Below are 23,109 nucleotides of genomic sequence, written 5' to 3' on the forward strand. Positions count from 1 at the left end.
CCCCCCCCCCCCCCCCCCCCCCCCCCCCCCCCCCCCCCCCCCCCTCCTCGTCAGCGGCGGCTGAGCCCCTCCTGCCCCTCCTACGGGGTCCCGGGGTTGTTCGGCCCGTCCTTCGGGGCCCGGTGGCGTCCCGTGCGGGGCGTGGCCGTCCCGTCGTCCCCGGGGTCGGGCTCCGCGTCACGCCCCTCGCCCCGGTAACCGTCGGTGTAACCGCCCGCGTACCCCTCGTCGAACGCGCTCACCGGCCGGTCGGCGTCCCCGGAGGTCTCCGTGCCGGGCCGCTCGGCGGCCTCCGTCCCGTCGTCGGCCCCGTCGAGGCCGGCGTCGGCCACGGTGTCCTGCTCACCGGTCGGCACCGCGCCGTCCGCCGCGCCGCGCAGCTGGAAGCCCGCGACCGCCATGACCACACCGAACACGATGGCGTAGACACCGACGACCAGCATGATCGCCTCGGCGCCCGCCAGCGGCCAGAACCACACCAGGAGACCGAAGATCACCGAGAGGGCGCCGACGAAGATCAGCAGCCACTCGGAGCTGACGTGGGCGCGCAGGCGCACGGCGGTGACGATCTCCGCGACACCGGTGACGATCGCCCAGGCACCGATCAGGAAGACGATGGCGAGGACCGCCGCCATGGGCCAGGTGAGGGCGAGCAGACCCAGGACGATGCTCAGTCCGGCCTGGACGCCCAGCGGCATGCGGGTCCCCGGGGCGGCACGGTAGGCGGTGAACGCGAGCGCGACCCCGTCCACCAGCGCGAAGGCACCGAAGATGATCGCCAGGGCCAGCAGGCTCGCGCCGGGCCAGACCAGGGCCACCAGACCGAAGACCACCGCGACCACACCGCGTACGACCAGGACCCACCAGTGTCGGCTCAGATCTCCGAGTATGTTGCCTGTCAACGCGTACCGGACCATGACCAGGCCCCCTTCCTCGTGTGGTCCCGCTCGTTACGGGGTCACGCTCTGCCACTTCCCTCAACGTCGCATACGGATGACAGAAAGTGCGCAAAATACACGGAAAGGGAAGTTCTTCACCTGGTACCGGCTGGGGCGGGCGCTGGTCGCACGGGGCCGGGACGCTCGAACGCCCGCCCTCGTCGGTGACGTGGGCGGGCGGTCGGGGCACTGCGGCGGGAGCTAGCCCTGGCCGGGGTAACGGCGCTCGTCGGAGCCGACGTAGTGCTGACGCGGGCGGGCGATCCGGAAGGCCGGGTCGTGCAGCTGCTCGCGGTAGTGGGCGACCCAGCCGGGCAGGCGGCCGATGGCGAACAGCACGGTGAACATGTTGCTCGGGAAGCCCATGGTGCGGTAGATGACGCCGGTGTAGAAGTCGACGTTCGGGTAGAGCTTGCGCTCCGTGAAGTACGAGTCCTGGAGCGCGGCGGCCTCGAGCTTGAGGGCCAGCGCGAAGAGCTCGTCGGGGTTGTCGTGGCTGTCGAGGATCTGGCTGGCCAGAACCTTGATCTCCTTGCTGCGCGGGTCGAAGTTCTTGTAGACCCGGTGGCCGAAGCCCATGAGACGCATCTCGCGGGCCTTGACCTTCTCCAGGAAGTCCTCGATCGAGATACCGGAGTCGCGGATCTCCTCCAGCATCTCCAGGACGGCCTGGTTGGCGCCGCCGTGGGACGGGCCGGACAGGGCGTTCACACCCGAGGCGACGCTGGCGTAGATGTCGGCCTTGGAGGAACCGACCACCCGCACGGTGGCGGTGGAGCAGTTCAGCTCGTGGTCGGCGTGCAGCACCAGCAGCATGCCGACGGCCTTGTTGAACAGCTCGCCGAGCTCACCGGTGGGGGCCTTGTCCCCGAAGGTCATCCGGATGAAGTTGTCGACGTAGTCGAGCGAGGCGTCCGGCTCGATCGGGGTCTCACCGATGGAGTTGCGGTAGATGCGGGCCGCGATCGTCGGCAGCTTGGCCATCAGCCGGATCGTGGCGAGCTCGACCTGGTCCTCGTCGTCCGGGTCGACGCTGTCGTCGTAGTACGCGGCGAGGGTGTTCACGGCGCTGGCGATCAGCGCCATGGGGTGCCCGTTGCGGGGCATCGCGTCGATGAACGCGCCCATCTCGGCCGGGATGTCGGCGTTGTCGCGCAGCTTCTCGGAGAACTCCTTGAGCTGGCCGGGTTCCGGCAGCTCGCCGTAGATCACCAGGTAGGCGGTCTCAAGGAAGGTGCTGTGTACCGCGAGGTCCTCGATCGGGTACCCGCGATAACGCAGGATGCCCGCGGCCCCATCGATGTAGGTGATCTTCGAGCTACACGAAGCGGTGTTGCCGAACCCGGGATCCAGGGTCGTCATACCGGTCGACCCCAGCAGGGTCTTCAGCTCGATGGTGCTCTCACCCTCGGTACCGGTGAAAACCGGCAGCTTCAGCACGCCGCCCTCGTAGTGGAGCTCCACCGTGCGCTCTTTGTCATCGCTCATGCCCGAGGTCAACCTTTCCAGGCGGGGGATACGTGAGGTGCGTCAGACGCGAGGCGATCCGCCGCCGCGATCTTGTTCACTCGTTATTGTTCTGTTTTGTTAAACGACGGTTAAGCAAAATCATATAAGTTTCACCGATTCACGAACAGGTGACATGCAACACATACCCAGACGTGATCAGAATTACCACCGAGTGAAGATTTACAGACTTTGCCGAACGTCGATAACGTCGTGATCGCCCTGAGACTTCACGGACGCCGACGGGGTTCTCCCGCCACCCGCCCCTGGTCTCCTGAACCGGTCCCCTGGGCGCACCGAACCCCACGTGGGACGCACGTGGGCCCGTCCTTCGGCCCGCGCTTCACAGATGCGGACAGACCCGAACAGAACTCGGTGCGGCCAGGTGTTCGAACACGCCCTAGCGGCCTGCTATCAGAGTACCTTCGCCCTGATCACAAGGGCTGAGGCGGGGCACCCCCGACTCGGTGATCTTGGCCTCTGCCGCGCCCGGTCGGGGTGCGGCGGCGACGCGTCGGGCGCCTTCCCCGGCGCTCCGGGGACCTGAGTATGTGCCCAGGGCACGAGAGTTCACACGCGTCCGCGACGTGGTGTTCGTCCCCCTCGTCACGTCCGGGCCGAGGGGCCCGAACGGGGCAGTGAATGGCACACCGAACGTGACCGAAGTCGACAACGGGTGACCGGCATTCACCGCCGGTAAACAATGTCCTCGCACAATGCCGGAAAATCCGACCCCCGCGTTGACAGCCGGTGACCGGGGGCTACTCGCCCTCGTCGACACCACCAGCGAGCAACGCCTGCATGAACAGCGACGGGTGGTCCCGCTCGATCACGCGCAGACGCCACTTGTTGTGGACCAGCACCAGCAGTTCACCGTCCGAGCGGCGGCGCAGGACCTCGGCCCCGGACAGCGAGTGCAGGGTCGGCGCGGACTCCTCGTCGGTGCGCCGCGCCACCGAGTACTCCAGGGGGGAGGCCTCGATCGGGCTGCGGAACTCCTGCTCCATCCGGTGCCTGACCACGTCGAACTGGAGCGGGCCGACCGCCGCCAGCACCGGGGCCTGCTCGCCTCGCACGTCCGAGGTGAGCACCTGCACCACGCCCTCGGCGTCGAGCTGGGCGATACCCCGCTGGAACTGCTTGTACTTGCCCGCGTCCACCGCGCGCGCCACCACGAAGTGCTCGGGCGCGAAGCTGGGGATCGGCGGGAAGGCGACCTTCGGACCGTCGAAGAGGGTGTCCCCCACCGCCAGCGCGTGCGCGTTGACCAGGGCGATCACGTCACCCGGGTAGGCCGTGTCGATGGTGGAGCGGTCCGAGCCGAACACCGCCTGGGTGTACTTGGTGGCGAAGGGGCGACCGGTGGGCGCGTGCGTGAGCACCATGCCCCGGTCGAACCGGCCCGAGCTGACCCGCACGAACGCCATCCGGTCCCGGTGGTTCTTGTCCATGTTGGCCTGCATCTTGAAGACCTGGCCGGAGAAGGGCTGCTCCACCCGGCGCGGCCGGTCCTTGTCGTCGACCTTGGCCGACGGCGCGGGGGCCAGGCCCACGACCGTGTCCAGCAGCTGGCCCACCCCGAAGTTGGAGAGCGCGGCGCCGAAGAGCACCGGGGAGGACTCGCCCGCCATGAAGGACTCGTGGTCGAAGTCGGCGCCGAGCGCCTCCAGGAGCTCGATCTCCTCCTGGGCCTGCGTCCAGGCGTCGAGCTCGACCTCGGCGGCGCGGTCCGCGTCCAGGACCTCCTCGATCGCCTTCTGGGCGCCGCCGGGGGTCCGGGTCATCTTGGTGTACGTGCCGCTGGTGCGGTCGACCAGGCCGCGGAAGTCGCCCGCGATGCCGACCGGCCAGTTCAACGGGGTCGGGCGCAGGCCGATGCGCTGCTCGATCTCGTCCAGGAGCTCCAGCGGCTCTCGGCCCGGACGGTCCCACTTGTTGACGAACGTGATGACCGGCATCTTCCGGGCACGGCACACGTCGAAGAGCTTGAGGGTCTGCGGCTCCAGGCCCTTGGCCGAGTCCAGCAGCATGATCGCGCAGTCGACCGCCGAGAGCACCCGGTAGGTGTCCTCGGAGAAGTCGGCGTGACCGGGGGTGTCCAGCAGGTTGAGGACACGGTCGTCGTAGTCGATGCGCAGCGCGGCCGAGGTGATGGAGATCCCCCGGTCCTGCTCCATGTCCATCCAGTCCGAGGTGACGCCCTTGCGGTCGCCCTTGCCGTGCACCGCGCCGGCGGAGGAGATCGCCGCGGCGTGCAGTGCCAGCGCCTCGGTCAGCGTCGACTTACCGGCGTCGGGGTGGGAGATGACCGCGAAGGTCCGCCGCCGCTCCGCCTCATGGGCGACCTCGGACTCCTGCTTGGTCGCTCCCGCCGTGTCCACGCTCATCTGCGCTGTCCGCCCCGCCTCGTTCGCTGCCCTGCTTTCGGCCCCGTCCAGCCTACGCGCGCACGGACGTGGCTGGGACCCGATCGGGCTAGCGCTCCCGCTCGACCGCTTCCGAGACGCGTCGCAGCAGGTCGGAGGTGTCCGCCCCCCGCGGATAGACCGCCACCAGGACCCGTTCGCCGTGGGCCTCGCCGCCCCGCTCGGGCGCGTCGTCCGGGCCGCCGAGCAGGGGCGCGGCGAGGTCGGTGACCCTGGTCATCGCCTGGTCGAAGCGTTCCCAGACCCGCCCGCCGTCGGGCTCGCGCAGCCAGCCGCGCAGCACGTGGTTGTGGGCGGCGATGACGGCCGCCGCGACCATCTCGTCCTCCAGGGACGGTCGGTCGTGCCCGGCGCTGTGGGCCAGGTGGCGGCTGAACGCGGCCTGGTAGCGCGCGGTCATCGCCACCTCCCGGTCGCGCAGGCGGGGGTGGGCGCGGACCAGCCGGTACCGGGGGACGGTGATCTCGGGGTCGCGCACGTAGCCCTGGAAGACCAGGCGCGCGGCGGCGACCACCGTGTCCGCGGGGGGATCGGGGGAGGCGTCCATGTAGCGCACGACCGTCTCGAAGAGTTCGTCGTGCTCAGCGAAGAGGAGGTCCTCCTTGGAGCCGAACCTGCGGAAGAGGCTGCGGCGGCTCACGCCCGTGGCGGCGGCGATGCCGTCCATGGTGGTGCCGTCGAACCCCTCGTCGGTGAACAGGCGCACCGCCGCCAGCACGGCCTCGCGGGTCGACACACGTGTCGTCGCCATGTCCACCTCCCGTTCCGGCGCCAAGGTATCCGACCCCGTCTGTGTACTTCGTCCCGATCATCTCCTACTCTGGCACCGAATGCCATATTCAGGCACGCGGTGCCAGTACGAGGAGAGCGTGATGGGCGACTTCGACCTGTTCAAGACCAACGAGGAGCACGAGGAGCTGCGGGCGGCGGTCCGCTCCGTGGCCGAGGACAAGATCGCCCCGCACGCCGCCGAGGTGGACGAGCGCTCCGCCTTCCCGCAGGACGCGCTGGACGCCCTGATCGCCACCGACTTCCACGCCGCGCACATCTCCGAGGACTACGAGGGCGTGGGCGCCGACGCGCTCGCCACCTGCGTCATCATCGAGGAGGTCGCCCGTGTGTGCGCCTCCTCCTCCCTCATCCCGGCGGTGAACAAGCTCGGCACCATGCCGCTCATCCTCGGCGCCTCCGAGGAGGTCAAGCAGCGCTACCTGCCGCCGGTGGCGCGCGGCGAGGCGATGTTCTCCTACGGCCTCTCCGAGCGCGAGGCCGGTTCCGACACCGCCGCCATGCGCAGCCTGGCCACCCCCAAGGGCGACGACTGGGTCCTGAACGGCCAGAAGTCCTGGATCACCAACGCCGGTGTCAGCGAGTACTACACCGTCCTGGCCGTCACCGACCCCGAGGGGAGGCGAGGCCGCAACATCTCCGCGTTCGTGGTCCACGCCGACGACGCCGGGTTCACCCTGGGCGAGCCCGAGCGCAAGCTCGGCATCAAGGGCTCCCCCACCCGCGAGCTGTTCTTCGACGACGTCCACATCCCCGGCGACCGTATGGTCGGCGCCCCGGGCGAGGGCCTCAAGATCGCCCTGCGCACCCTGGACCACACCCGTGTCACCATCGGCGCGCAGGCCGTCGGCATCGCCCAGGGCGCCCTGGACCACGCGGTGGCCTACGTGAAGGAGCGCAAGCAGTTCGGGAAGTCGATCGCGGACTTCCAGGGCATCCAGTTCATGCTCGCGGACATGGCCATGAAGCTGGAGACCGCCCGGCAGATGGTCTACGTGGCCGCCGCCAAGTCCGAGCGCGGCGACGACGACCTCGCCTTCTACGGCGCCGCCGCCAAGTGCTACGCCTCCGACGCCGCCATGGAGATCACCACCGACGCCGTGCAGCTGCTGGGCGGCGCCGGCTACGTGAAGGACTTCCCGCTGGAGCGCATGATGCGCGACGCCAAGATCACCCAGATCTACGAGGGCACCAACCAGATCCAGCGCATGGTGATGGCCCGCCAGCTCCTGAAGTAGGGGCCTCGTTCGGACGCCCGCCTCCCGTCCCGGGGAGGCGGGCGTCCCGTCAGTGCACGGACTCCCGCACGAACTTGGCCACGGGCACGGGGTCGCGCCCCAGGGCGCGGCGGACGTCCTCGGTGACCACGGCGGCCCGGCCGTCGGCGACGGCTCGGAACCGCTCGTTGAGGGTGTCCACGTACCGGTCCGACCAGCCCATGTTGGTGGCCCGGAAGTAGAACCCGGCCTCGTCGACCTTCTTGTACCGCCACACCGGACTCTCCGTCCCCTTGGTCATCCGCACGACGTCGCGGAAGGACACGGGGGCGGGTCCGGTGAGCGTGTACTCGCGGCCGTGCAGGGAGTCGTCCGTCAGAGCCGCGACGACGGTGTGGGCGACGTCGCGCGCGTCCACGAAGCTGACCTCCGCGCGCTTGCTCAGCGGAAGTTCCAGACGCCCGTTGCGCGAGCGCGCCAGCCGGGCGAAGAGGCCCTCGGTGAAGTCCTGGTCCAGCCAGTTGGGGCGGACCACCGTCCAGTGGTCGAACAGCTCGCGGACCCGGCGCTCCAACACGCGCTGTTCGGAGTCGGGCGGCCCGTTCTCACTCCCCATCGCGGTGGTCAGCACCGCCGTCCGGACCCCGGACCCGGCCGCCCTCTCCAGGAAGGCCCCGGCCCGGTCGGCCAGCCCGCTGGCCATGGGAACGGTCACGAAGAGGCTCTCCACCCCCTCCAGCGCCGGTTCCCAGCTGGTGGTGTCGGTCCAGTCCAGCCGCACCTCACCGTCCCTGGAGGCACCGGCGGCGGGCAGGCCGCGTCTGCGCAGTTCGGTCAGGACACGTCGACCCACCTGTCCGGTGGCGCCGGTGACCAGTGTGCTCATCGGGTGATCCCCCAGGTTCACGCGCGGGTGCTCCGCCTGCTGACGGTACCCACTCCCGGGGGCGGAACGAGCGCGAACGGTGGAACGGCCCGGACGCACCGTCCCTCAGCCGCGACCACGGGAGGCGGCCAGCGACTCCACGGCGACGACGAGGACGAGACCGAGGGCGGCCAGGCCCAGGTTGGCGAGCAGGGCGTTCTCCTGGAGCGCCGCGACGTTCTGGACGACCAGGCGGTGGAAGGAGTTGAGCACGATCCCGAGGATCGGCTGGGTCCAGAGGTGGTCGACGGCCCCGCTGACTCCCATGAGGACGAGGAGGACACCCAGGGCCCGAAGTGGTTTGCGCATGGCACGAGCCTAGGAAGCGGGACCCCTCCGGCGGATCGGGCACAGGGTGGTCGCCCCACGACCAAAGTAGCGTCCCTCGCGGCCTTCGGTATCGACTCCGCCCCGTCCGCCCACCTGCGCGGCGTCCACTCCCTAGACTCCGAGACGATGAACGAGACGACCTCCTCCCGGCACCGGTACCGGCGCGGCGCGCGGGACTGGGTCGTGGACACCCTGATGTTCCTGACCGCCCTGGGCTTCGGACTCCTCGGCGCGGTGACCCTGCCCGGCGAACCCCCGCCGCCGGCCCCGCCCGACCCCCTGCGCGTCACCGAGCAGCTGGTCGCCCTGGCCTGCTGCGCCTCCCTGTGGTGGCGGCGCCGCTGGCCGGTGGGGATCGCGGTGGCCCTGGTCGCGGTCTCCGGGGTGTTCCCGCTGGCCGGTGGGGCGATGCTGGTCGCCCTGTTCTCCCTGTGCGTCCACCGCCCTCCGAGGGTGGGGCTCACGGTGCTCGGACTGAGCTTCCTGGCCTCCTACGTGGGCGCCCTGGTCCACCCCGACCCGTACGGGACCCCGGTGGTGACCACGTTCCTGCTGAGCGCGGTGTTCCAGGGAGCGGCGGCCGGGTGGGGCCTGTCGGTGCAGCACCGCCGCCAGCTGCTCGACTCCCTGCGGGAGCGGGCCGCGCACGCCGAGGCCGAGGCGCAGCTGCGCGCCGAACAGGCCCAGCACCGGGTCCGCGAGTCCATCGCCCGGGAGATCCACGACGTCCTCGGGCACCGTCTGTCCCTGCTCAGCGTGCACGCGGGAGCCCTGGAGTACCGGCCGGACGCCCCCGCCGAGGAGGTCGCCCGGTCCGCCGGGGTGATCCGGGAGAGCGCCCACCAGGCCCTCCAGGACCTGCGCGAGGTGATCGGCGTGCTGCGCGCGCCGGTGGGCGAGCTCCCCCAGCCCACGATGGCCGACCTCGCCCAGCTGGTGGCGGAGGCCGGGGACACCGGTGCGGGGGTGGACTTCGTGGAGGAGTACTCCGGTGAGGTCCCCGAACGCACCGGGCGCACGGCGTACCGGATCGTCCAGGAGGGGCTGACCAACGCCCGCAAGCACGCGCCCGGCGCCCGCACGTCCGTGCGGATCTCGGGCTCCCCGGGCCGGGGGCTGAACGTGGAGGTGGGCAACGGACCCGCCGTCCGCACACCGGAGGCACCCGGCGGCGGCCAGGGCATGGTCGGCCTGACCGAGCGGGTCTCCCTCGCCTCCGGCCGCCTGGAGTACGGCGCGACCGCCGATGGTGGCTGGCGCCTGTCCGCCTGGCTACCGTGGCCCTCATGAGCGAAACGGAGCGGGACGTGGACCGTCGGATCGGTGTGGTGATCGTCGACGACGACGCCCTGGTGCGGGTCGGCCTGGTGATGATGATGGGCGGCGCCCCGGACGTGCGGGTGCTCGCGGAGGCCGAGGACGGGTCCGCGGTCCAGGAGCTGGTCGAGCGGCACGCGCCGGACGTGGTCCTGATGGACATCCGCATGCCCACGGTGGACGGGCTGACCGCCACCGAGAGGCTGCGCGCGCTCCCCGACCCGCCTGAGGTGCTGGTGCTCACCACCTTCGACGCCGACGAGCACGTGCTGCGGGCCCTGCGCGCGGGGGCGGCCGGGTTCCTGCTCAAGGACACCCCGCCGGAGGAGATCGTGGAGTCGGTCCGGCGGGTGGCGCGGGGGTTCCCCGTGCTGTCCCCGAACGTCACGCGGCGGCTCATGGACCGGGTCGCCCAGAGCGACCAGGGCGGGCGCGCGGACCGGGCCCGGGCCCGCCTGTCCCTGCTGAACGCGCGGGAGACCGAGGTGGCGGTGGCGGTGGGCGAGGGGCGTTCCAACGCGGACATCGCCGCGCGGCTGTTCCTGAGCGTGCCGACGGTCAAGACCCACGTGTCCAGCGTCCTGACCAAGCTGGACCTGAACAACCGCGTGCAGATCGCCCTCCTCGTGCACGACGCCAGGCTCCTCGACGAGGGCTGACCCGCGCGGGTCCTCCCAGCTCAGCGGGGCTCCGGATCGCATACTGGTGGTGACCGGTCACGGGGACGAGGGGGGTCCATGGGCGAGCACGACGACGCCGACGTCTACGCGGAGCGGCTGATGCGCCGCGGCGCGCCCAAGGAGGGCTTCCCCCAACGGGGCACCGAGGCGCGCGTGGCCTACCAGCTGGTCCACGACGAGCTCATGCTCGACGGCGTCTCCCGGATGAACCTCGCCACCTTCTGCACCACCTGGGTGGAGCCCGAGGTGCACCGGCTCATGGACGAGTCGCTCGACAAGAACATGATCGACAAGGACGAGTACCCGCAGACGGCGGAGCTGGAGAAGCGCTGCGTGCGCATGCTGGCCGACCTGTGGCACTCCCCCGACCCCGTCGCGGCCCCGGGCACCTCCACCACCGGTTCCAGCGAGGCCGCCATGCTCGGCGGGCTCGCCGCCAAGTTCGCCTGGCGGCGGCGCCGCGCTGCGGAGGGGAAGCCCACCGACCGGCCCAACCTCGTCTGCGGCCCGGTCCAGGTCTGCTGGGAGAAGTTCGCCCGCTACTTCGACGTCGAGCTCCGCCAGGTCCCCCTGCGGGGCGACCGGTACCTGATGGAACCGGACGACGTCGACCGCCACTGCGACGAGAACACCATCATGGTGGTCTGCAACTTCGGTCAGACCTTCACGGGGCTGTTCGAGGACGTCCGGGGTATCGCCGCCGCCCTCGACCGGTTCGAGGAGCGCACCGGCCACGACATCCGCATCCACGTGGACGGCGCGAACGGCGCCTTCGTCGCCCCGTTCTCCACTCCCGACCTCGTGTGGGACTTCCGGCTGCCCCGGGTCCGCTCGATCAACGCCTCCGGGCACAAGACCGGCCTGGCCCCGCTCGGCGCGGGGTGGGCGGTCTGGCGCACCCCCGAGGACCTGCCGGAGGAGCTCGTGTTCCAGGTCAGCTACCTGGGCGGGACCGAGGCCACCTTCAGCCTGAACTTCTCGCGCCCCGGCGGGCAGGTGATCTCGCAGTACTACGACTTCGTCCGCCTGGGCCGCGAGGGCTACCGGCGCGTGCACGGCGCCCAGCTGGAGACCGCCCGGCACCTGGCCTCGCGGGTGGCCGCGATGGGCCCGTTCGAGATCATCCACGGCGGCGACCCGGACCGGGGCATCAGCGCCGTGGCGTGGCGGATGGTCGGTGACGAACCCTTCACCCTGTACGACCTGGCCGACCGCCTGCGGACCCGGGGCTGGCTGGTCCCGGCCTACCCGCTGCCCGCCGACCGCCAGGACGAGGTCATCCAGCGCGTGCTGGTGCGGCACGGGTTCAGCCACGACATGGCCGACCTGTTCCTGAACGACCTGGAGCGCGCGATCGAACACCTGCGCGGCCACCCGCCCACGCCCTCGCTCACGCGGGACGAGGCGGGCGGCTTCAACCACGGCGCCGGATCGACCGTCCTCCCTCCGGGAACCTAGGAGGCGGGTTCGAAGGACTCGGAGATGCGGTCGAGGAGCTCGTGGTTGTAGTCCTGCTCGTCGGCGCTGACGAGGAAGAGGGCGTAGCCGACGTCCTCGGTGTGGAAGCCGCGGTTGATGGCGTGCATCTCGCCGTCGCGCCCGCTGAAGGTGAACTCCCAGTCGGCGGCGCTGACGTAGTCGTCGGCCCAGCCGCCGTCCACGTCCTCGATGCCGATCAGCGAGTAGCCGGAGAAGTTCTGGCGGCCGGTCGGCTCGAAGTCGCGCCAGTCGTCACCGGCGTCGTCGTTGGGGTTGTCCGTCTGGTCCACCAGCAGGTACCCGCCGTCCGGGTTGCGGAAGTAGACCATGTGGCCCTGGCGGTCGACCTCCCAGTTCCCGGGAACGTCGACGGAGAAGCCGCTGGAGTCCTCGTGGCGGTCGAGGAAGTCCCACTGGTCGTCGGCCTCCTCCTCGTCCTCCGGCGCCTCCTCCTCGTCCGCTCCCGCGTCGCCCTCGGCGGTGTCCTCGGTCCCCTCCTCGGTGGCGGCCTCCTCCGGGGCGCCTCCGGCGGCCTGTTCCTCGCTGGAACCGGCGAGCCCGGCGTCGGCGTCGTCCGAGCGGTTCATGCTGACGAACAGCGTGGTCGCGCCGACCACCAGCAGCAGGGCGACGGCGGCGGCCGCGACCAACAGCGTCCGGCTCCGCGATCCGGCCGTGCGCTCCCGGGGCCGTCGGGGGACGGCGGCGGGCGGCGGAGCCGGGGCGGGCGCGGCCTCGGCGGCGCTGACCGCGCGGTGCACGGTGCCCTGGTCGGTCACCCGGTTCCGGTCGGAGGGGTCCTCCGGGGCCGGTTCCAGGGAGGGAGCCAGCATGGTGGTGCTGGTCGAACCGGAGTCCCGGATCTCCCGCAGGAGGGCCCGCACCTCGAGGACCGACGGCCGGTCCTCGGGACGCTTCTCCGTGAGTGCCTCCAGGACCGGTCGGAGCGCTCCCGCGTTGGGGGTCTCCGGCAGGTCCTGCGTGACGATGGCGGTCAGGGTCGCCATCGGGGTGGGGCGGTCGAACGGCAGCGAGCCCTCCACCGCCTGGTAGAGGGTGATGCCGAGCGCCCACATGTCGGAGGCGGGCGTGGCCGCGCGGCCGTGCGCGATCTCCGGGGCGAGGTAGCTCGGTGAGCCGATCAGCAGTCCGGTGCTGGTCAGGTGGGTGGAACCGTCCAGGTGGGCGATGCCGAAGTCGGTGAGGACGGCGCGGTCGTTCCCAGCGATGAGCACGTTGCCGGGCTTGATGTCGCGGTGCACGATGCCGCGGTCGTGCGCCTCGGCCAGCCCGGCGGCCATCTGCTCACCGACGTTGGCCGCACGGGGGACCTCCAGCGCGCCCTCGTCCTTGATGAGGTCCCCGAGGGAGGGCCCCCGGACGAGCTCCATCACGATCCACGGGCGGCCGTCCTCCTCGGCCACGTCGAACACCGTGATGATGGAGGGGTGGCTGAGCTGGGCGGCGCTGCGGGCCTCGCGGATCATGCGGGTGCGCAGGACGTCGACCTCGTGCGGAGGCAGGTTCGGCGGCGTGGTCAGCTCCTTGACCGCGACCGGGCGGTCGAGCAGGGTGTCCGTGCCGCGCCAGACCCGTCCCATGCCGCCCGCGCCGATGACCTCGTCCAGGCGGTACCGGTTGACCAGGACACGGCCGGGGTCGGATTCCGAACTGTTCATGTGCGCGCGATCCTCTTCGGGGGAGGTGCCCTTCCGTGGGAGGAGGGCGGGACAGGGCAGGGGTCGAGAGGGCCGGGGGACCGTGCCGAGTCTAGGATGCCGCCCCGCTCCTTGGTGCTCTCCCGAAGGTGCCAACCCCGTTCCCGCAGGGCACGAACCGCCCGCAACCCTCCCTGAGGTGCACGAATCCCGCCGGAGGTCGTCGGTGTGACCTCCGGCGGGACGGGGGCGTCGGTCAGCGCAGTCGGACCGGGAGGGCGTCGACCCCGGAGGCGATGATCGACGGCGCCGGGACCAGGTCGGCGTCGTCCACGGCCACGGCCAGGTCGGGGAAGCGCGCGAACAGGCGCGGCAGCACCTCGTTCACCTCCATCCGGGCCAGGCTCGCCCCCAGGCAGTAGTGGCGGCCGTGGGAGAAGGACAGGTGTGAGCTGTCCTCACGGGTGACGTCGAACTCCTCGGAGGTGGGCCCGTGGCGGGCGTCGTCCCGGCTGGCCGAACCGTAGCCCAGCAGAAGCGGTTCGCCCTTGGGGATCGCCACCCCCGCCAGTTCCATGTCCTCCGTGGTGTAGCGCATCGGCACGTACTGGCCGGGCGGGTCCCAGCGCAGCACCTCCTCGACGGCCTTGGACCACTCGACCTTCCCCGCCACGACCAGGTCGAGCTGGTCGCGGTGGTGCGTGAGCGCCCGCACCGCGTTGGAGATCAGGTTCATCGTGGTCTCGTAGCCGGCGCTGACGAACAGCACCAGGTTCCAGATGAGCTCGTCCTCGGTGAGCCGGTCCTCCTCGTCGCGGGCGGCGATGAGGGCGCTGGTGAGGTCGTCGCCGGGTGCGGCGCGCTTGGTCTCCACCAGTTCGGTGAGCACGCCCCACAGTTCGAGGAAGGTGGACATCGCCTCCTCGGGGGTGACGCTCTGGTCGAAGAAGACGCCGACCGGCCCGTGCAGGCGGGGCCGCGTCGCCTCGTCCACCCCGAACAGCTCGCTGATCACGGTGAGCGGCAGCGGCTGGGAGACGACGGCCCGGAGGTCCACGACCCCGTCCGGGCTCTCCTCTGCCGCCCGCTCCAGGTCGTCCAGGAGCGACTCCACGATGGCGACGACTCCCCCGCGCAGCAGTTCGACCCGGCGCGGGGTGAAGGCCTTGGAGACGAGTCGGCGCAGACGGGTGTGGTCCTCACCGTCCTTGGAGAGCATGTTCTCGTTGATGATCCACGAGATCAGCGGCCAGTCCGCCGGGATCTCCCCGGCGTTGAAGGCCGTCCAGTACTTCTTGTCCTTCTGCACACGCGGGTCGGCCAAGGCCGCGCTGACGGCCTCGTGGGTGGTCACGACCCACGCGTCAACCTCACCAGGAAGCTGGACAGGGACGACAGGGGCGATCTTCCGGAGGTGGGTGCTCTGCGCGCGGAGGTTTCCGGGCGCGAGTCCGACGCGTTCCATGGAGTTCCTTCGACGGGGGTGGGGGGCGGGGGGATCTGGGGGGTGAAGCGCACGGGAAGGGTGACGGGGATCCAGGACAGGGCGGACAGCTGCCAGCGCAGGTCCTCCGGCGGCACCTCCACCCTGAGCCCCGGCAGGCGGTCGAGGAGGGTGCGCAGCGCGACCATCGTGATCGTGGTGGCCTCCTCGCGTGCCGGGCAGCGGTGCGGTCCGGCGCCCCAGGCCACGTGGGCCCGGTTGCGGGACTCCTCCATCCGCTCCGCGTTCTCCTCCACGTAGAAGCGGTTGGCCGCCGCGAAGCCCAGCAGGATCGGGGAACCCGCCTCGATGGTGCGGCCGCCGTCGAGCGGCACGTCCACGCGCGGGTAGATGACGGGGTAGTTGGTGATGGGCGGGTCGCGCCACAGCACCCGGTCGACGATGTCGGCCAGCATCGTCGGGGAGGGCGCGCGGTCGGTCGGCGCGTTGGGGTCGGCCAGGACCTCGCGCACGCCCGCGTTGATGAGGTTGGCGGTCGGCTCGTTGGCGGCGGCGACCACCAGCAGGAGCTGCATGATCACCTCCTCGTCGGTGAGCGCGGCGCGGTGCCGGATGAGGCGGGTGGTGACGTCGTCGCCGGGGTAGCGGTGCTTGGCGGTGACCACCTCGGACAGCGCCCGTTCCGCCTGGGCGTTGGACCGCTCCGTGTCGACGCCCAGCCACAGGTTGCGCATGGCCTCCACGAAGCGCACGCCCTGGTCGCGGTCGAACCCGAACAGCTCGTTGATGACGAGCAGGGGAAGCATCCGGGCGTACTCGTTGAGGGCGTCGGCCCGGCCGCGCTCGCAGAACTGGTCGATGAGCCCGTTCGCGTAGCGTGCGGTGACCTCGACCCAGCGGTCGGAGCCGATCGCGCCGAGGCTGTCGGTGATCGCCCTGCGGTAGCGCTGGTGCTCGGTGCCGTCCACGAAGAGGGCGTTGGGGCGGGGAGCCATCATGGGCAGGACCGCCGCGTCGGCGCTGACGCGCCCCTCGTGGAAGTCCTTCCAAAGGCGGGCGTCGTGCCCGAACGTGGTGGTGTCCCGCGACCACGAGATGAGGGTGGTGTAGTCGGTGACGAGCCACCCGTGCACACCGGGTTCGAGCTCCACCGGGACCACCGGGCCGTGCTCGGCGCGCATGCGTTCGTACACGGCGTAGGGGTCGGGTCGCGCTTCGTGGTGGTACAGCTTCGCGCGGGGGCATCCAGATGTCACGGAAGGGACCTCGGCTGTGCGGGGGGCGGCTGCGGAGCTGACGTCCTCTCTCGTGCTCGTGTCGTGGACGACGCTTCGCGGGCGGGCCGCCCGGATCGACGCGGAGCCCCACGGGGGTGGGGTTCCGCGCAACCCTAGCGGCCCGCCCGCGAAGGAGGCGAGACCTGAGTCACATTGCCACTACTACGTGTCGATCTGACCGGTTCCGGCCAGTGGGCGGAACCGGCGCAACCGCTGACTGTTGGTCACCACGAACACGCTCGACAACGCCATCGCCGCACCGGCGAGCATCGGGTTGAGCAGGCCCATCGCGGCCAGGGGCAGCGCCGCGGTGTTGTAGGCGAAGGCCCAGAACAGGTTGCCCTTGATGGTGCCGAGCGTGCGCCGGGACAGCCGGACCGCGTCGGCGGCCGCCCGGAGGTCCCCCCGGACCAGGGTGAGATCGCTGGCCTCGATGGCCACGTCGGTGCCGGTGCCCATGGAGAGCCCGAGGTCGGCCTGGGCGAGCGCGGCGGCGTCGTTGACGCCGTCACCGACCATGGCGACCGTGCGGCCCTCGGACTGGAGCCGGGTGACCACGTCCACCTTGTCCTTGGGCAGAACCTCCGCGACGACCTCGTCGATGCCCACCTCGGCGGCGACCGAGCGGGCCACCGCCTCGTTGTCGCCGGTCAGCAGGATCGGGGTGAGCCCGAGGTCGCGGAACTGGCGGACCGCCTCGGCGCTGGTCGGCTTGACGGTGTCGGACACCACCAGGACGCCCCGGGCCCGGCCGTCCCAGCCGACCGCGACGGCGGTGCGGCCCTCGGACTCGGCGGCCCGCATGGCCCGGGTCAGGTCGTCGGTCAGGGGCTGGGACCACTCGTCCAGGAGCGCGGCCCGTCCCACGAGGACGGCGTGGCCCTCCACGACGCCCTGGACGCCCAGGCCCTCGACGTTGCCGAAGTCCTCCGGGGTGGGCAGGTCCCCGACCCGCACCACGGCCCCCGTGGCGACGGCGCGGGCGATGGGGTGCTCGGAGGCGTTCTCCAGGGCGCCCGCCAGGCGCAGGACCTCGTCCTCGTCCTCCCCCTCGGCGACGGTGACACCGGCCAGGGCCATCCTTCCGGTGGTGACGGTGCCGGTCTTGTCCAGCACCACGGTGTCCACCCGCCGGGTGCTCTCCAGCACCTCGGGGCCCTTGATCAGGATGCCGAGCTGGGCGCCGCGCCCGGTGCCCACCATCAGGGCCATCGGGGTGGCCAGTCCGAGGGCGCAGGGGCAGGCGATGATCAGCACGGCCACGGCGGCGGTGAAGGCCGCCCCGACCGGGTCGCCGGTGCCGAGCCAGAACCCGAGCGAGGCGACGGCGATCATGATGGCGACGGGCACGAACACCCCCGAGACCCGGTCGGCGAGCCGCTGCACCGCGGCCTTGCCGTTCTGGGCGTCCTCGACCAGGCGCGCCATCTGCGCGAGCTGGGTGTCGGAGCCGACCCGGGAGGCCCGCACGACCAGTCGGCCGCCCGCGTTGACGGTGGCCCCGACCACGGCGGAGCCGGGTGCGACCTCGACCGGGACGGACTCGCCGGTGAGCATGCTCATGTCGACGGCGGAGGTGCCCTCCTCCACGGTGCCGTCCGTGGCGATCTTCTCGCCGGGGCGGACCACGAAGCGGTCACCGACCGCGAGCTGGTCCACGGGGACCAGCTCCTCGCGGGCCGCGCCGCCGGTACCGCGCAGGACGGCGACCTCCTTGGCGCCCATCTCCAGGAGCGCGCGCAGGGCCGCCCCGGCGCGGCGCTTGGAGCGCGCCTCGAAGAACTTCCCGAGGAGGATGAAGGAGGTGACGCCCGCCGCGACCTCCAGGTAGACGTTGCCGGACCCGTCGGTGCGGGCGATGGTGAACTCGAAGGGGTGGGTCATGCCCGGGGTTCCCGCCGTGCCCAGGAAGAGGGCGTAGAGGGACCACAGGAAGGCCGAGGTGACACCCAGGGAGACCAGGGTGTCCATGGTGGCGGTGCCCAGCCTGAGGTTCTTCCACGCGGCGACGTGGAAGGGCAGTGCGCCCCAGACCACGACCGGCGCGGCCAGGGCGAGCGAGGCCCACTGCCAGTAGGTGAACTGGAGTGCCGGGACCATCGCCATCGCGATGACGGGGACGGACAGCACGAGGGAGACCAGGGCGCGGTTCCACAGGGCCTGGGTGGGGTCGGCCGGGTCGGCCGCGCCGCCGGTGGTCTCGGGTTCGGTCCGTGGCACGGTGGCGGTGTAGCCCGCCCTCTCGACCTGGGCGACCAGGTCCTCGACCGGGACCGCCGCGCCCTCGAAGGTGACACGGGCCTTCTCCGTCGCGAAGTTGACGGTGGCGGTGACACCCTCCACCTTGTTGAGGCGCTTCTCCACCCGGTTGGCACAGGCCGCGCAGGTCATCCCGCCGATCGCCAGTTCCACCGGCTCCACCGCGGCGGACGCCGTCTTGCTGCTACTCATATGCCGCTCCAGGATGGTCAGTGGTCGACGCCGTCGTCGGCGTGGTCCCGCTCGGTGCCGTCGTGGTCCTGTTCGGCGGGGGCCGGGTACTCCACGCTCTCCGTGGACCCTCCGGTCTGGTCCGGCAGGACGGGGCCGACGAGCGTGCCGACCCCGAACGCCGCGACGAACACGACCACGAGACCCACCGCGTACAGCGCGAGCTTCGCGGTCACACCCATGTCAGCTCGCCACCTCGTACCCGGCCTCGTCGATCGCGGCGCGCACGGCCGCGTCGTCGATCCGGCTCTCGGCGGTGACGGTGACGCTCCTGCTCTCCAGGTCGACCTTGACGTCGGTGACGCCGGTGATCCCGCTGACCTCCTCGGTGACCGAGTTGACGCAGTGTCCGCAGCTCATGCCCTCGACGGTGTAGACGGCGGTGCTGGCCATTGCTGCCTCCTGGTGGTTCTGCCGCGCAGGTGCGCGGCCTCGCGTTCCTACGAGGCCCAATATACCCCCCTGGGGTATATGCCTGTCAAACACCGGCGCCACCTCGACGCGGAACACGCGGCCCAGCGTACCCCAGGGGGGTACCAGGAGTCGATGGAACCCCTGGCAGGAGCGGACGGGCGCACGAGAAGGGGCCCCCGCGACGCGCGCGGGGACCCCTTGGATCATCGGACACCCCGGGGCCGCCGTTCTGGCGACGTACCCGCGCTGACCGGGAGAAGTCGTGTTCCGGATACCCTCCCCCCGTTTGTCGGACACCGTCCGGGCGGCCGGAGGAGGGAGGAGCGGAAGGGGGTGACGGGGGACTGGGGGATCGGGGACTCGGCCGCGGGGGTGGGCTACTCGGCCTTGAGCTCCAGCCGGGCCACCACACGCTCACTCAGATGGTGCCCCTCCAGCGTGAACCCGGCCCTGCGGAACATCTCGACCGTGCCGGTGTAGACCTCGGCGCTGGGGGCGCGCCCGCCCGCCGTGTCCACGGGGTAGGCCTCCAGGACCCTCCCCCCGCCCGCACGGGCGTACTCGATCGCACCGTCCAGCAGGCGGCTGCCCATTCCGCGCTTGCGTCTGCGCGGCGGCAGCCAGAAGCACACCAGGGACCACACCCCGGGTTCGTCGGGATCGGCCGGGCGCAGCGTCCGCGAGCGGGACAGGCGGATGAAGTCCTCCCGCGGCGCCACAGAGACCCAGCCGCAGGGGCCGTCCCCGTCATAGGCGATCAGCCCGGGGACACGACCGTCCTGGGTCAGTCGACGCAACTCCTCCTTGTTGTCCAGACCCCGCGTGGACCGGTCGCAGGACACGCTCGCCGTGTGGTCCTTGGCGCGTCTTCGGAAGAACGTGCACCAACAGTGCCCGTACGCTCCGGTCGGTCCGAACAGGTTCTCCAGGTCATCCCACCGCTCGGCGGTGGCGGGCTCGATTGAGACGATGGACATCGGACTCCCTCGCGAGACACAACTCTGACCGCCACAACTGTGATCCAGCACACTAGCGATGATCCGCGGTGACCGAAAGAACACGGATGCCTGAAAGCTCCTACCGTTAGGGATTTGTGTGCTTTCGGAAGTGAACCCAGCGCCGCCTGAGCCGTCGGGGACCCCTGGGAAGCACACGGGGGCACGCCCGAACCGCTCGGACGCGCCCCCGTCGGCCCTCGGTCAGGAGGAGAGCCCCTCCTTCTCCCGGACCTCGGCGTCCTCGGCCGGCTCCCAGCACTCCACCCCGCGCACGTCCGGCATCCGGTCCCTGGTGAAGACCGGGTCCAGGCCCTGCTTGCGCTGGTCCGTGTAGTCCTTGAGCAGACGGCAGGCGATCACCGTCAGCGGGGTGATGGCGATCAGGTTGACCAGCGCCATCATGCCCATCGTGGTGTCCGCCAGGGTCCAGATCAGGTCGATCGAACCCAGCGACCCCAGGAAGGTGGCGACGAGGAAGACGACCTTGTAGCCGAACAGCACGTTCCCGTTGCCGGTCAGGTACTCGATGTTGGACTCGCCGTAGTAGTAGTTGCCGAGCACCGAGGTGAACGCGACCAGGAAGATGATGAGGGTCATGAGGTGCAGCGCCCAGGGCCCGAGCATGGACATCAGGGCCATCTGGGTGAGGTCGCCCTCCAGGGTGCCGTCGAGCGTCCCCTGGTAGCCGAGCAGGACGATGAAGGCGGTCACCGAGCAGACCACCAGGGTGTCCAGGTAGACGCCGAGGGTCTGCACCAGGCCCTGCTTGACCGGGTGCGAGACCGAGGCGCTGGCCGCCGCGTTCGGCGCGGAACCGAGACCGGCCTCGTTGGAGAACATGCCCCGCCGCACGCCCTGGATGATCACCACACCCAGAGCGGCCGCCGCGAACTCGCCCAGGCCGAACGCGTTCTGGATGATCGAGGCGAACATGCCCGGCACGAGCTGCCAGTTCAGCGCCATGACGATCAGACCGATGACGATGTACAGCCCGGCGAAGAAGGGGATGAGCGCCTGCGCGGTGTTGGCGATCCGTCGGACGCCGCCGAAGATCACCAGGGCGGTGAGGACCACCAGCAGGGCACCCACGATCGCGGAGAACAGCAGGTTGGTCTCGGCACCGAGCTCACCGGCGGAGTTGGCGATCGTGTTGGTGATGGTGTTGCTCTGCACCGCGTTGAACACCATCGGGAAGGTGATGATGAGGATGATCGCGAAGACCACGGCGAGCCAGCGCTGCCCCAGGCCGCGCTCGATGTAGTAGGCGGGCCCGCCCCGGTACCCCGCCGAGTGGCGGACCTTGTACAGCTGCGCGAGCGTGGACTCCACGAAGCTCGCGCCACAGACCACCAGCGCCATCGCCCACATCCAGAAGACCGCTCCGGGACCTCCCAGGGAGATGGCGATCGAGACGCCGATGATGTTGCCCGTGCCGATCCGGGCCGCGGCCGAGATGAAGAAGGCCTGGAGCGAGGAGACCGCCTTCTTGCCGTCGGGCGCGACCTCGGGCTTGCTCTTCAGCACCCGGAACATCTCCGGGAACAGTCGGAACTGCACGAGCCCGCTCCGGACGGTGATGTACACGCTCACCACGATCAGGAGCGGGATCAGGACCCACGCCCAGAAGAAGTCGTCGTTGAAGGTGCCGATCGCGTCCGTGACGCGGGCGTCGAGGGTGGGTACTGCGTCTGCCAGTAGCACGGCGGTGGGGCTCCTTCGCTCCAAACAGGGACAACCGCCGACCCATGCCCCGAAACGGGCACGGAACACCATCCGGAGCGCACTGTACCCGGATGGTGACTCTTCCGTTATTCGGTCGTCCCGACCGCGTCACCCCTCGTGAACGAGGTCCGCGTACTCCGGGTTGCGCTCGAGGAAGGCGCGGGCGAAGGGGCAGACGGGCACGATCCGCAGCCCCCGCTCCCGGATCTCGTCCAGGGACCGGCGCATCAGCTCGCTGGCCACCCCCCGCCCCTCGACGGCGGACTCCACCTCCACGTGCGGCAGGGCCAGGACCCCCTCGGAGATGAGGTGGTAGGCGGAGAAGCCGACCACCCTGCCGTCGGCGCTCACCTCGTAGCGCGATCGTTCCGGCACGTCGACGACGGACAACTCCATGGCCACTTCCCCTGACTCGTGCGTGTCGCACGCGCGTGGCGCGCGCGTCGTGGGCCCCACAGGATGTCATGTTCCCTGCCGGACCCGCCCACGCACACCCCTCCGGGGTTCAGTGCCCCCCGAGGTGGGGGTCGGTGACGCCGCCGGGGCACGCCAGGGCGTCGATGTCCCACCCCAGCCTCCCCGCCCCGGCCCGGTAGGCGCTCTCCAGGAACCCGAGGACCGCCGCACGGGGATCGGGGTGCTCACGGGCGTCGGCGTAGCGCAGCAGTGCCAGGTGTCCGTGGCCGCTGGGCCGCCACTCCGCCTCGACGGGGCTGAGCGGCTCCTGGGTGAGCCCCTCCGGTTCGGGGGCCGCGTAGGCGTAGAAGCAGGGTTCGGGGACGTCGTCGTCACCGAACCAGAAACCGAAGCTGACCACCTCGCGCGAGTAGGCCTCGCGCACCAGTGCGCCCGCCTGCCTCGGCTGGTCGATCGGGTGCGGTGAGAAGCGGGTGACGGCGATGTCGAACGTGTGCCAGAAGTGGTGCACCGGGCTGGTCTTGCCGGAGAAGGAGGACGCGAACTCCTCCAGCACGAGGTTCACCTGGCTCAGGATCCGCCAGTACCGGTTGGCGTGCTCGGGCACGTAGGTGGCGTGCTGGACGTCCTCCGCGAAGGGGCGGCCGGTGTCCGGGAGGTCGAAGGGGGTGGCCAGCGGGACGCTGCCGTCCACGCCCAGGCTGTCCAGGGCCGACTGGAACTGGAGGTAGAACGAGGACACGGTGTGCCCCTGGAGCGGGAAGCTCGCGGTGTGCCCCTCCAGGTTCGACGCCACCAGCTCGTGACGGACGAAGTCGAAGTCCACCGTGAAGACCGGGTTGCCGTCCACCAGCCCCATCGGGCGGGACGTCACGCCCGTGCCGGTCAGGTGGAAGGGCACGTGCCACCAGTGGTTGCGGCGGGGACTGTGGGCCAGCCGGACCTTGCCGACGATCTGCTCGAAGCGGTGCAGGGTCTGCTTGGTGTCGTACCACTCGTCGAGCGGCAACGCGGGGAACAGCTCCATGGTGACGGTTCTCCTGGTCTGGTCACGTGGCGGCGCGTTCGCGCGGCGCCCGGGC

Annotated in this window: 20 protein-coding genes; 4 read left to right on the top strand and 16 right to left on the bottom strand. The window is 70.9% G+C overall.

The window, feature by feature from the left end:
* Nucleotides 1–80: 80 nt before the first annotated feature.
* From ACRWK8_RS17210 to ACRWK8_RS17225, 4 genes are all read right to left on the bottom strand, one after another.
* Nucleotides 81–917: an HdeD family acid-resistance protein gene (locus ACRWK8_RS17210; protein WP_431871500.1), complete on the bottom strand. Its 837-nt coding sequence runs from the start codon at nt 915–917 to the stop codon at nt 81–83.
* A 222-nt stretch (nt 918–1,139) separates the two neighbouring features.
* On the bottom strand, nt 1,140–2,426 hold the full coding sequence (locus ACRWK8_RS17215) for a citrate synthase (protein ID WP_378736148.1): 1,287 nt from the start codon (nt 2,424–2,426) through the stop codon (nt 1,140–1,142).
* Between the two features lie 779 nt (nt 2,427–3,205).
* Nucleotides 3,206–4,831, bottom strand: coding sequence for a peptide chain release factor 3 (locus tag ACRWK8_RS17220; protein WP_378736146.1), 1,626 nt, complete (start codon nt 4,829–4,831; stop codon nt 3,206–3,208).
* A gap of 88 nt (nt 4,832–4,919) precedes the next feature.
* Nucleotides 4,920–5,621: a TetR/AcrR family transcriptional regulator gene (locus ACRWK8_RS17225; protein ID WP_378736144.1), complete on the bottom strand. Its 702-nt coding sequence runs from the start codon at nt 5,619–5,621 to the stop codon at nt 4,920–4,922.
* A gap of 121 nt (nt 5,622–5,742) precedes the next feature.
* Between ACRWK8_RS17225 and ACRWK8_RS17230 the strand changes: the two genes are divergently transcribed.
* A complete protein-coding gene (locus tag ACRWK8_RS17230; protein WP_431871582.1) occupies nt 5,743–6,897 on the top strand; it encodes an acyl-CoA dehydrogenase family protein in 1,155 nt (384 codons plus the stop codon).
* A 49-nt stretch (nt 6,898–6,946) separates the two neighbouring features.
* Here ACRWK8_RS17230 and ACRWK8_RS17235 read toward each other — a convergent pair whose 3' ends face one another.
* Nucleotides 6,947–7,762: an NAD(P)H-binding protein gene (locus ACRWK8_RS17235; protein ID WP_378736142.1), complete on the bottom strand. Its 816-nt coding sequence runs from the start codon at nt 7,760–7,762 to the stop codon at nt 6,947–6,949.
* Nucleotides 7,763–7,867: 105 nt separating this feature from the next.
* Nucleotides 7,868–8,110 (bottom strand): hypothetical protein, encoded by a 243-nt coding sequence (locus ACRWK8_RS17240; protein ID WP_378736140.1) that lies wholly within the window; start codon nt 8,108–8,110, stop codon nt 7,868–7,870.
* Nucleotides 8,111–8,257: 147 nt separating this feature from the next.
* Here ACRWK8_RS17240 and ACRWK8_RS17245 point away from each other — a divergent pair, with 147 nt between their 5' ends.
* The 3 genes from ACRWK8_RS17245 to gad all read left to right on the top strand — a co-directional run bounded on the left by ACRWK8_RS17245 (nt 8,258) and on the right by gad (nt 11,586).
* Nucleotides 8,258–9,421 carry a sensor histidine kinase gene (locus ACRWK8_RS17245; protein WP_378736138.1) on the top strand — a complete coding sequence of 388 codons (1,164 nt, stop codon included), beginning with the start codon at nt 8,258–8,260 and terminating at the stop codon, nt 9,419–9,421.
* Entirely contained in the window at nt 9,418–10,107 is a 690-nt protein-coding gene (locus ACRWK8_RS17250) for a response regulator transcription factor (protein WP_378736136.1), read from the top strand. Before ACRWK8_RS17245 ends, ACRWK8_RS17250 begins: the two co-directional genes overlap by 4 nt.
* Nucleotides 10,108–10,185: 78 nt before the next feature.
* Nucleotides 10,186–11,586 (top strand): glutamate decarboxylase, encoded by a 1,401-nt coding sequence (gad, locus tag ACRWK8_RS17255; RefSeq protein ID WP_378736134.1) that lies wholly within the window; start codon nt 10,186–10,188, stop codon nt 11,584–11,586.
* On the opposite strand, the gene ACRWK8_RS17260 is transcribed toward gad, so the two are convergent.
* The 10 genes from ACRWK8_RS17260 to ACRWK8_RS17305 all read right to left on the bottom strand — a co-directional run bounded on the left by ACRWK8_RS17260 (nt 11,583) and on the right by ACRWK8_RS17305 (nt 23,054).
* A complete protein-coding gene (locus ACRWK8_RS17260) occupies nt 11,583–13,286 on the bottom strand; it encodes a serine/threonine-protein kinase (RefSeq protein WP_431871504.1) in 1,704 nt (567 codons plus the stop codon). The two genes, gad and ACRWK8_RS17260, sit on opposite strands and share 4 nt — an antisense overlap.
* A gap of 235 nt (nt 13,287–13,521) precedes the next feature.
* Nucleotides 13,522–14,619 (bottom strand): cytochrome P450 family protein, encoded by a 1,098-nt coding sequence (locus ACRWK8_RS17265; protein WP_378736130.1) that lies wholly within the window; start codon nt 14,617–14,619, stop codon nt 13,522–13,524.
* Nucleotides 14,616–15,902 carry a cytochrome P450 family protein gene (locus ACRWK8_RS17270; RefSeq protein WP_431871584.1) on the bottom strand — a complete coding sequence of 429 codons (1,287 nt, stop codon included), beginning with the start codon at nt 15,900–15,902 and terminating at the stop codon, nt 14,616–14,618. Before ACRWK8_RS17270 ends, ACRWK8_RS17265 begins: the two co-directional genes overlap by 4 nt.
* 246 nt (nt 15,903–16,148) lie before the next feature.
* Entirely contained in the window at nt 16,149–18,437 is a 2,289-nt protein-coding gene (locus ACRWK8_RS17275) for a heavy metal translocating P-type ATPase (protein ID WP_431871506.1), read from the bottom strand.
* A 17-nt stretch (nt 18,438–18,454) separates the two neighbouring features.
* Nucleotides 18,455–18,658, bottom strand: coding sequence for a hypothetical protein (locus ACRWK8_RS17280; RefSeq protein ID WP_378736126.1), 204 nt, complete (start codon nt 18,656–18,658; stop codon nt 18,455–18,457).
* A 1-nt stretch (nt 18,659) separates the two neighbouring features.
* A complete protein-coding gene (locus tag ACRWK8_RS17285) occupies nt 18,660–18,869 on the bottom strand; it encodes a heavy-metal-associated domain-containing protein (protein WP_352388309.1) in 210 nt (69 codons plus the stop codon).
* A gap of 398 nt (nt 18,870–19,267) precedes the next feature.
* Nucleotides 19,268–19,867, bottom strand: coding sequence for a GNAT family N-acetyltransferase (locus tag ACRWK8_RS17290; protein ID WP_378736123.1), 600 nt, complete (start codon nt 19,865–19,867; stop codon nt 19,268–19,270).
* A 222-nt stretch (nt 19,868–20,089) separates the two neighbouring features.
* Nucleotides 20,090–21,589, bottom strand: coding sequence for an alanine/glycine:cation symporter family protein (locus ACRWK8_RS17295; RefSeq protein ID WP_378736121.1), 1,500 nt, complete (start codon nt 21,587–21,589; stop codon nt 20,090–20,092).
* A gap of 129 nt (nt 21,590–21,718) precedes the next feature.
* Nucleotides 21,719–22,006 (bottom strand): GNAT family N-acetyltransferase, encoded by a 288-nt coding sequence (locus ACRWK8_RS17300; RefSeq protein WP_378736119.1) that lies wholly within the window; start codon nt 22,004–22,006, stop codon nt 21,719–21,721.
* Between the two features lie 109 nt (nt 22,007–22,115).
* A complete protein-coding gene (locus ACRWK8_RS17305) occupies nt 22,116–23,054 on the bottom strand; it encodes a DUF5996 family protein (RefSeq protein WP_378736117.1) in 939 nt (312 codons plus the stop codon).
* Nucleotides 23,055–23,109: the final 55 nt, after the last annotated feature.

It is taken from the genome of Nocardiopsis eucommiae (assembly GCF_965344335.1).
GTDB lineage: Bacteria > Actinomycetota > Actinomycetes > Streptosporangiales > Streptosporangiaceae > Nocardiopsis > Nocardiopsis eucommiae.

Bases quoted from the DNA above. Each gene is read 5' to 3' on its own strand.
- ACRWK8_RS17280 (WP_378736126.1), bottom strand. From the start codon at position 18,658: ATGGGTGTGACCGCGAAGCTCGCGCTGTACGCGGTGGGTCTCGTGGTC.
- ACRWK8_RS17215 (WP_378736148.1), bottom strand. From the start codon at position 2,426: ATGAGCGATGACAAAGAGCGCACGGTGGAGCTCCACTACGAGGGCGGC.
- ACRWK8_RS17260 (WP_431871504.1), bottom strand. From the start codon at position 13,286: ATGAACAGTTCGGAATCCGACCCCGGCCGTGTCCTGGTCAACCGGTAC.
- ACRWK8_RS17305 (WP_378736117.1), bottom strand. From the start codon at position 23,054: ATGGAGCTGTTCCCCGCGTTGCCGCTCGACGAGTGGTACGACACCAAG.
- gad (WP_378736134.1), top strand. From the start codon at position 10,186: ATGGGCGAGCACGACGACGCCGACGTCTACGCGGAGCGGCTGATGCGC.
- ACRWK8_RS17220 (WP_378736146.1), bottom strand. From the start codon at position 4,831: ATGAGCGTGGACACGGCGGGAGCGACCAAGCAGGAGTCCGAGGTCGCC.
- ACRWK8_RS17245 (WP_378736138.1), top strand. From the start codon at position 8,258: ATGAACGAGACGACCTCCTCCCGGCACCGGTACCGGCGCGGCGCGCGG.
- ACRWK8_RS17235 (WP_378736142.1), bottom strand. From the start codon at position 7,762: ATGAGCACACTGGTCACCGGCGCCACCGGACAGGTGGGTCGACGTGTC.
- ACRWK8_RS17230 (WP_431871582.1), top strand. From the start codon at position 5,743: ATGGGCGACTTCGACCTGTTCAAGACCAACGAGGAGCACGAGGAGCTG.
- ACRWK8_RS17250 (WP_378736136.1), top strand. From the start codon at position 9,418: ATGAGCGAAACGGAGCGGGACGTGGACCGTCGGATCGGTGTGGTGATC.
- ACRWK8_RS17225 (WP_378736144.1), bottom strand. From the start codon at position 5,621: ATGGCGACGACACGTGTGTCGACCCGCGAGGCCGTGCTGGCGGCGGTG.
- ACRWK8_RS17285 (WP_352388309.1), bottom strand. From the start codon at position 18,869: ATGGCCAGCACCGCCGTCTACACCGTCGAGGGCATGAGCTGCGGACAC.
- ACRWK8_RS17240 (WP_378736140.1), bottom strand. From the start codon at position 8,110: ATGCGCAAACCACTTCGGGCCCTGGGTGTCCTCCTCGTCCTCATGGGA.
- ACRWK8_RS17275 (WP_431871506.1), bottom strand. From the start codon at position 18,437: ATGAGTAGCAGCAAGACGGCGTCCGCCGCGGTGGAGCCGGTGGAACTG.
- ACRWK8_RS17300 (WP_378736119.1), bottom strand. From the start codon at position 22,006: ATGGAGTTGTCCGTCGTCGACGTGCCGGAACGATCGCGCTACGAGGTG.
- ACRWK8_RS17290 (WP_378736123.1), bottom strand. From the start codon at position 19,867: ATGTCCATCGTCTCAATCGAGCCCGCCACCGCCGAGCGGTGGGATGAC.
- ACRWK8_RS17210 (WP_431871500.1), bottom strand. From the start codon at position 917: ATGGTCCGGTACGCGTTGACAGGCAACATACTCGGAGATCTGAGCCGA.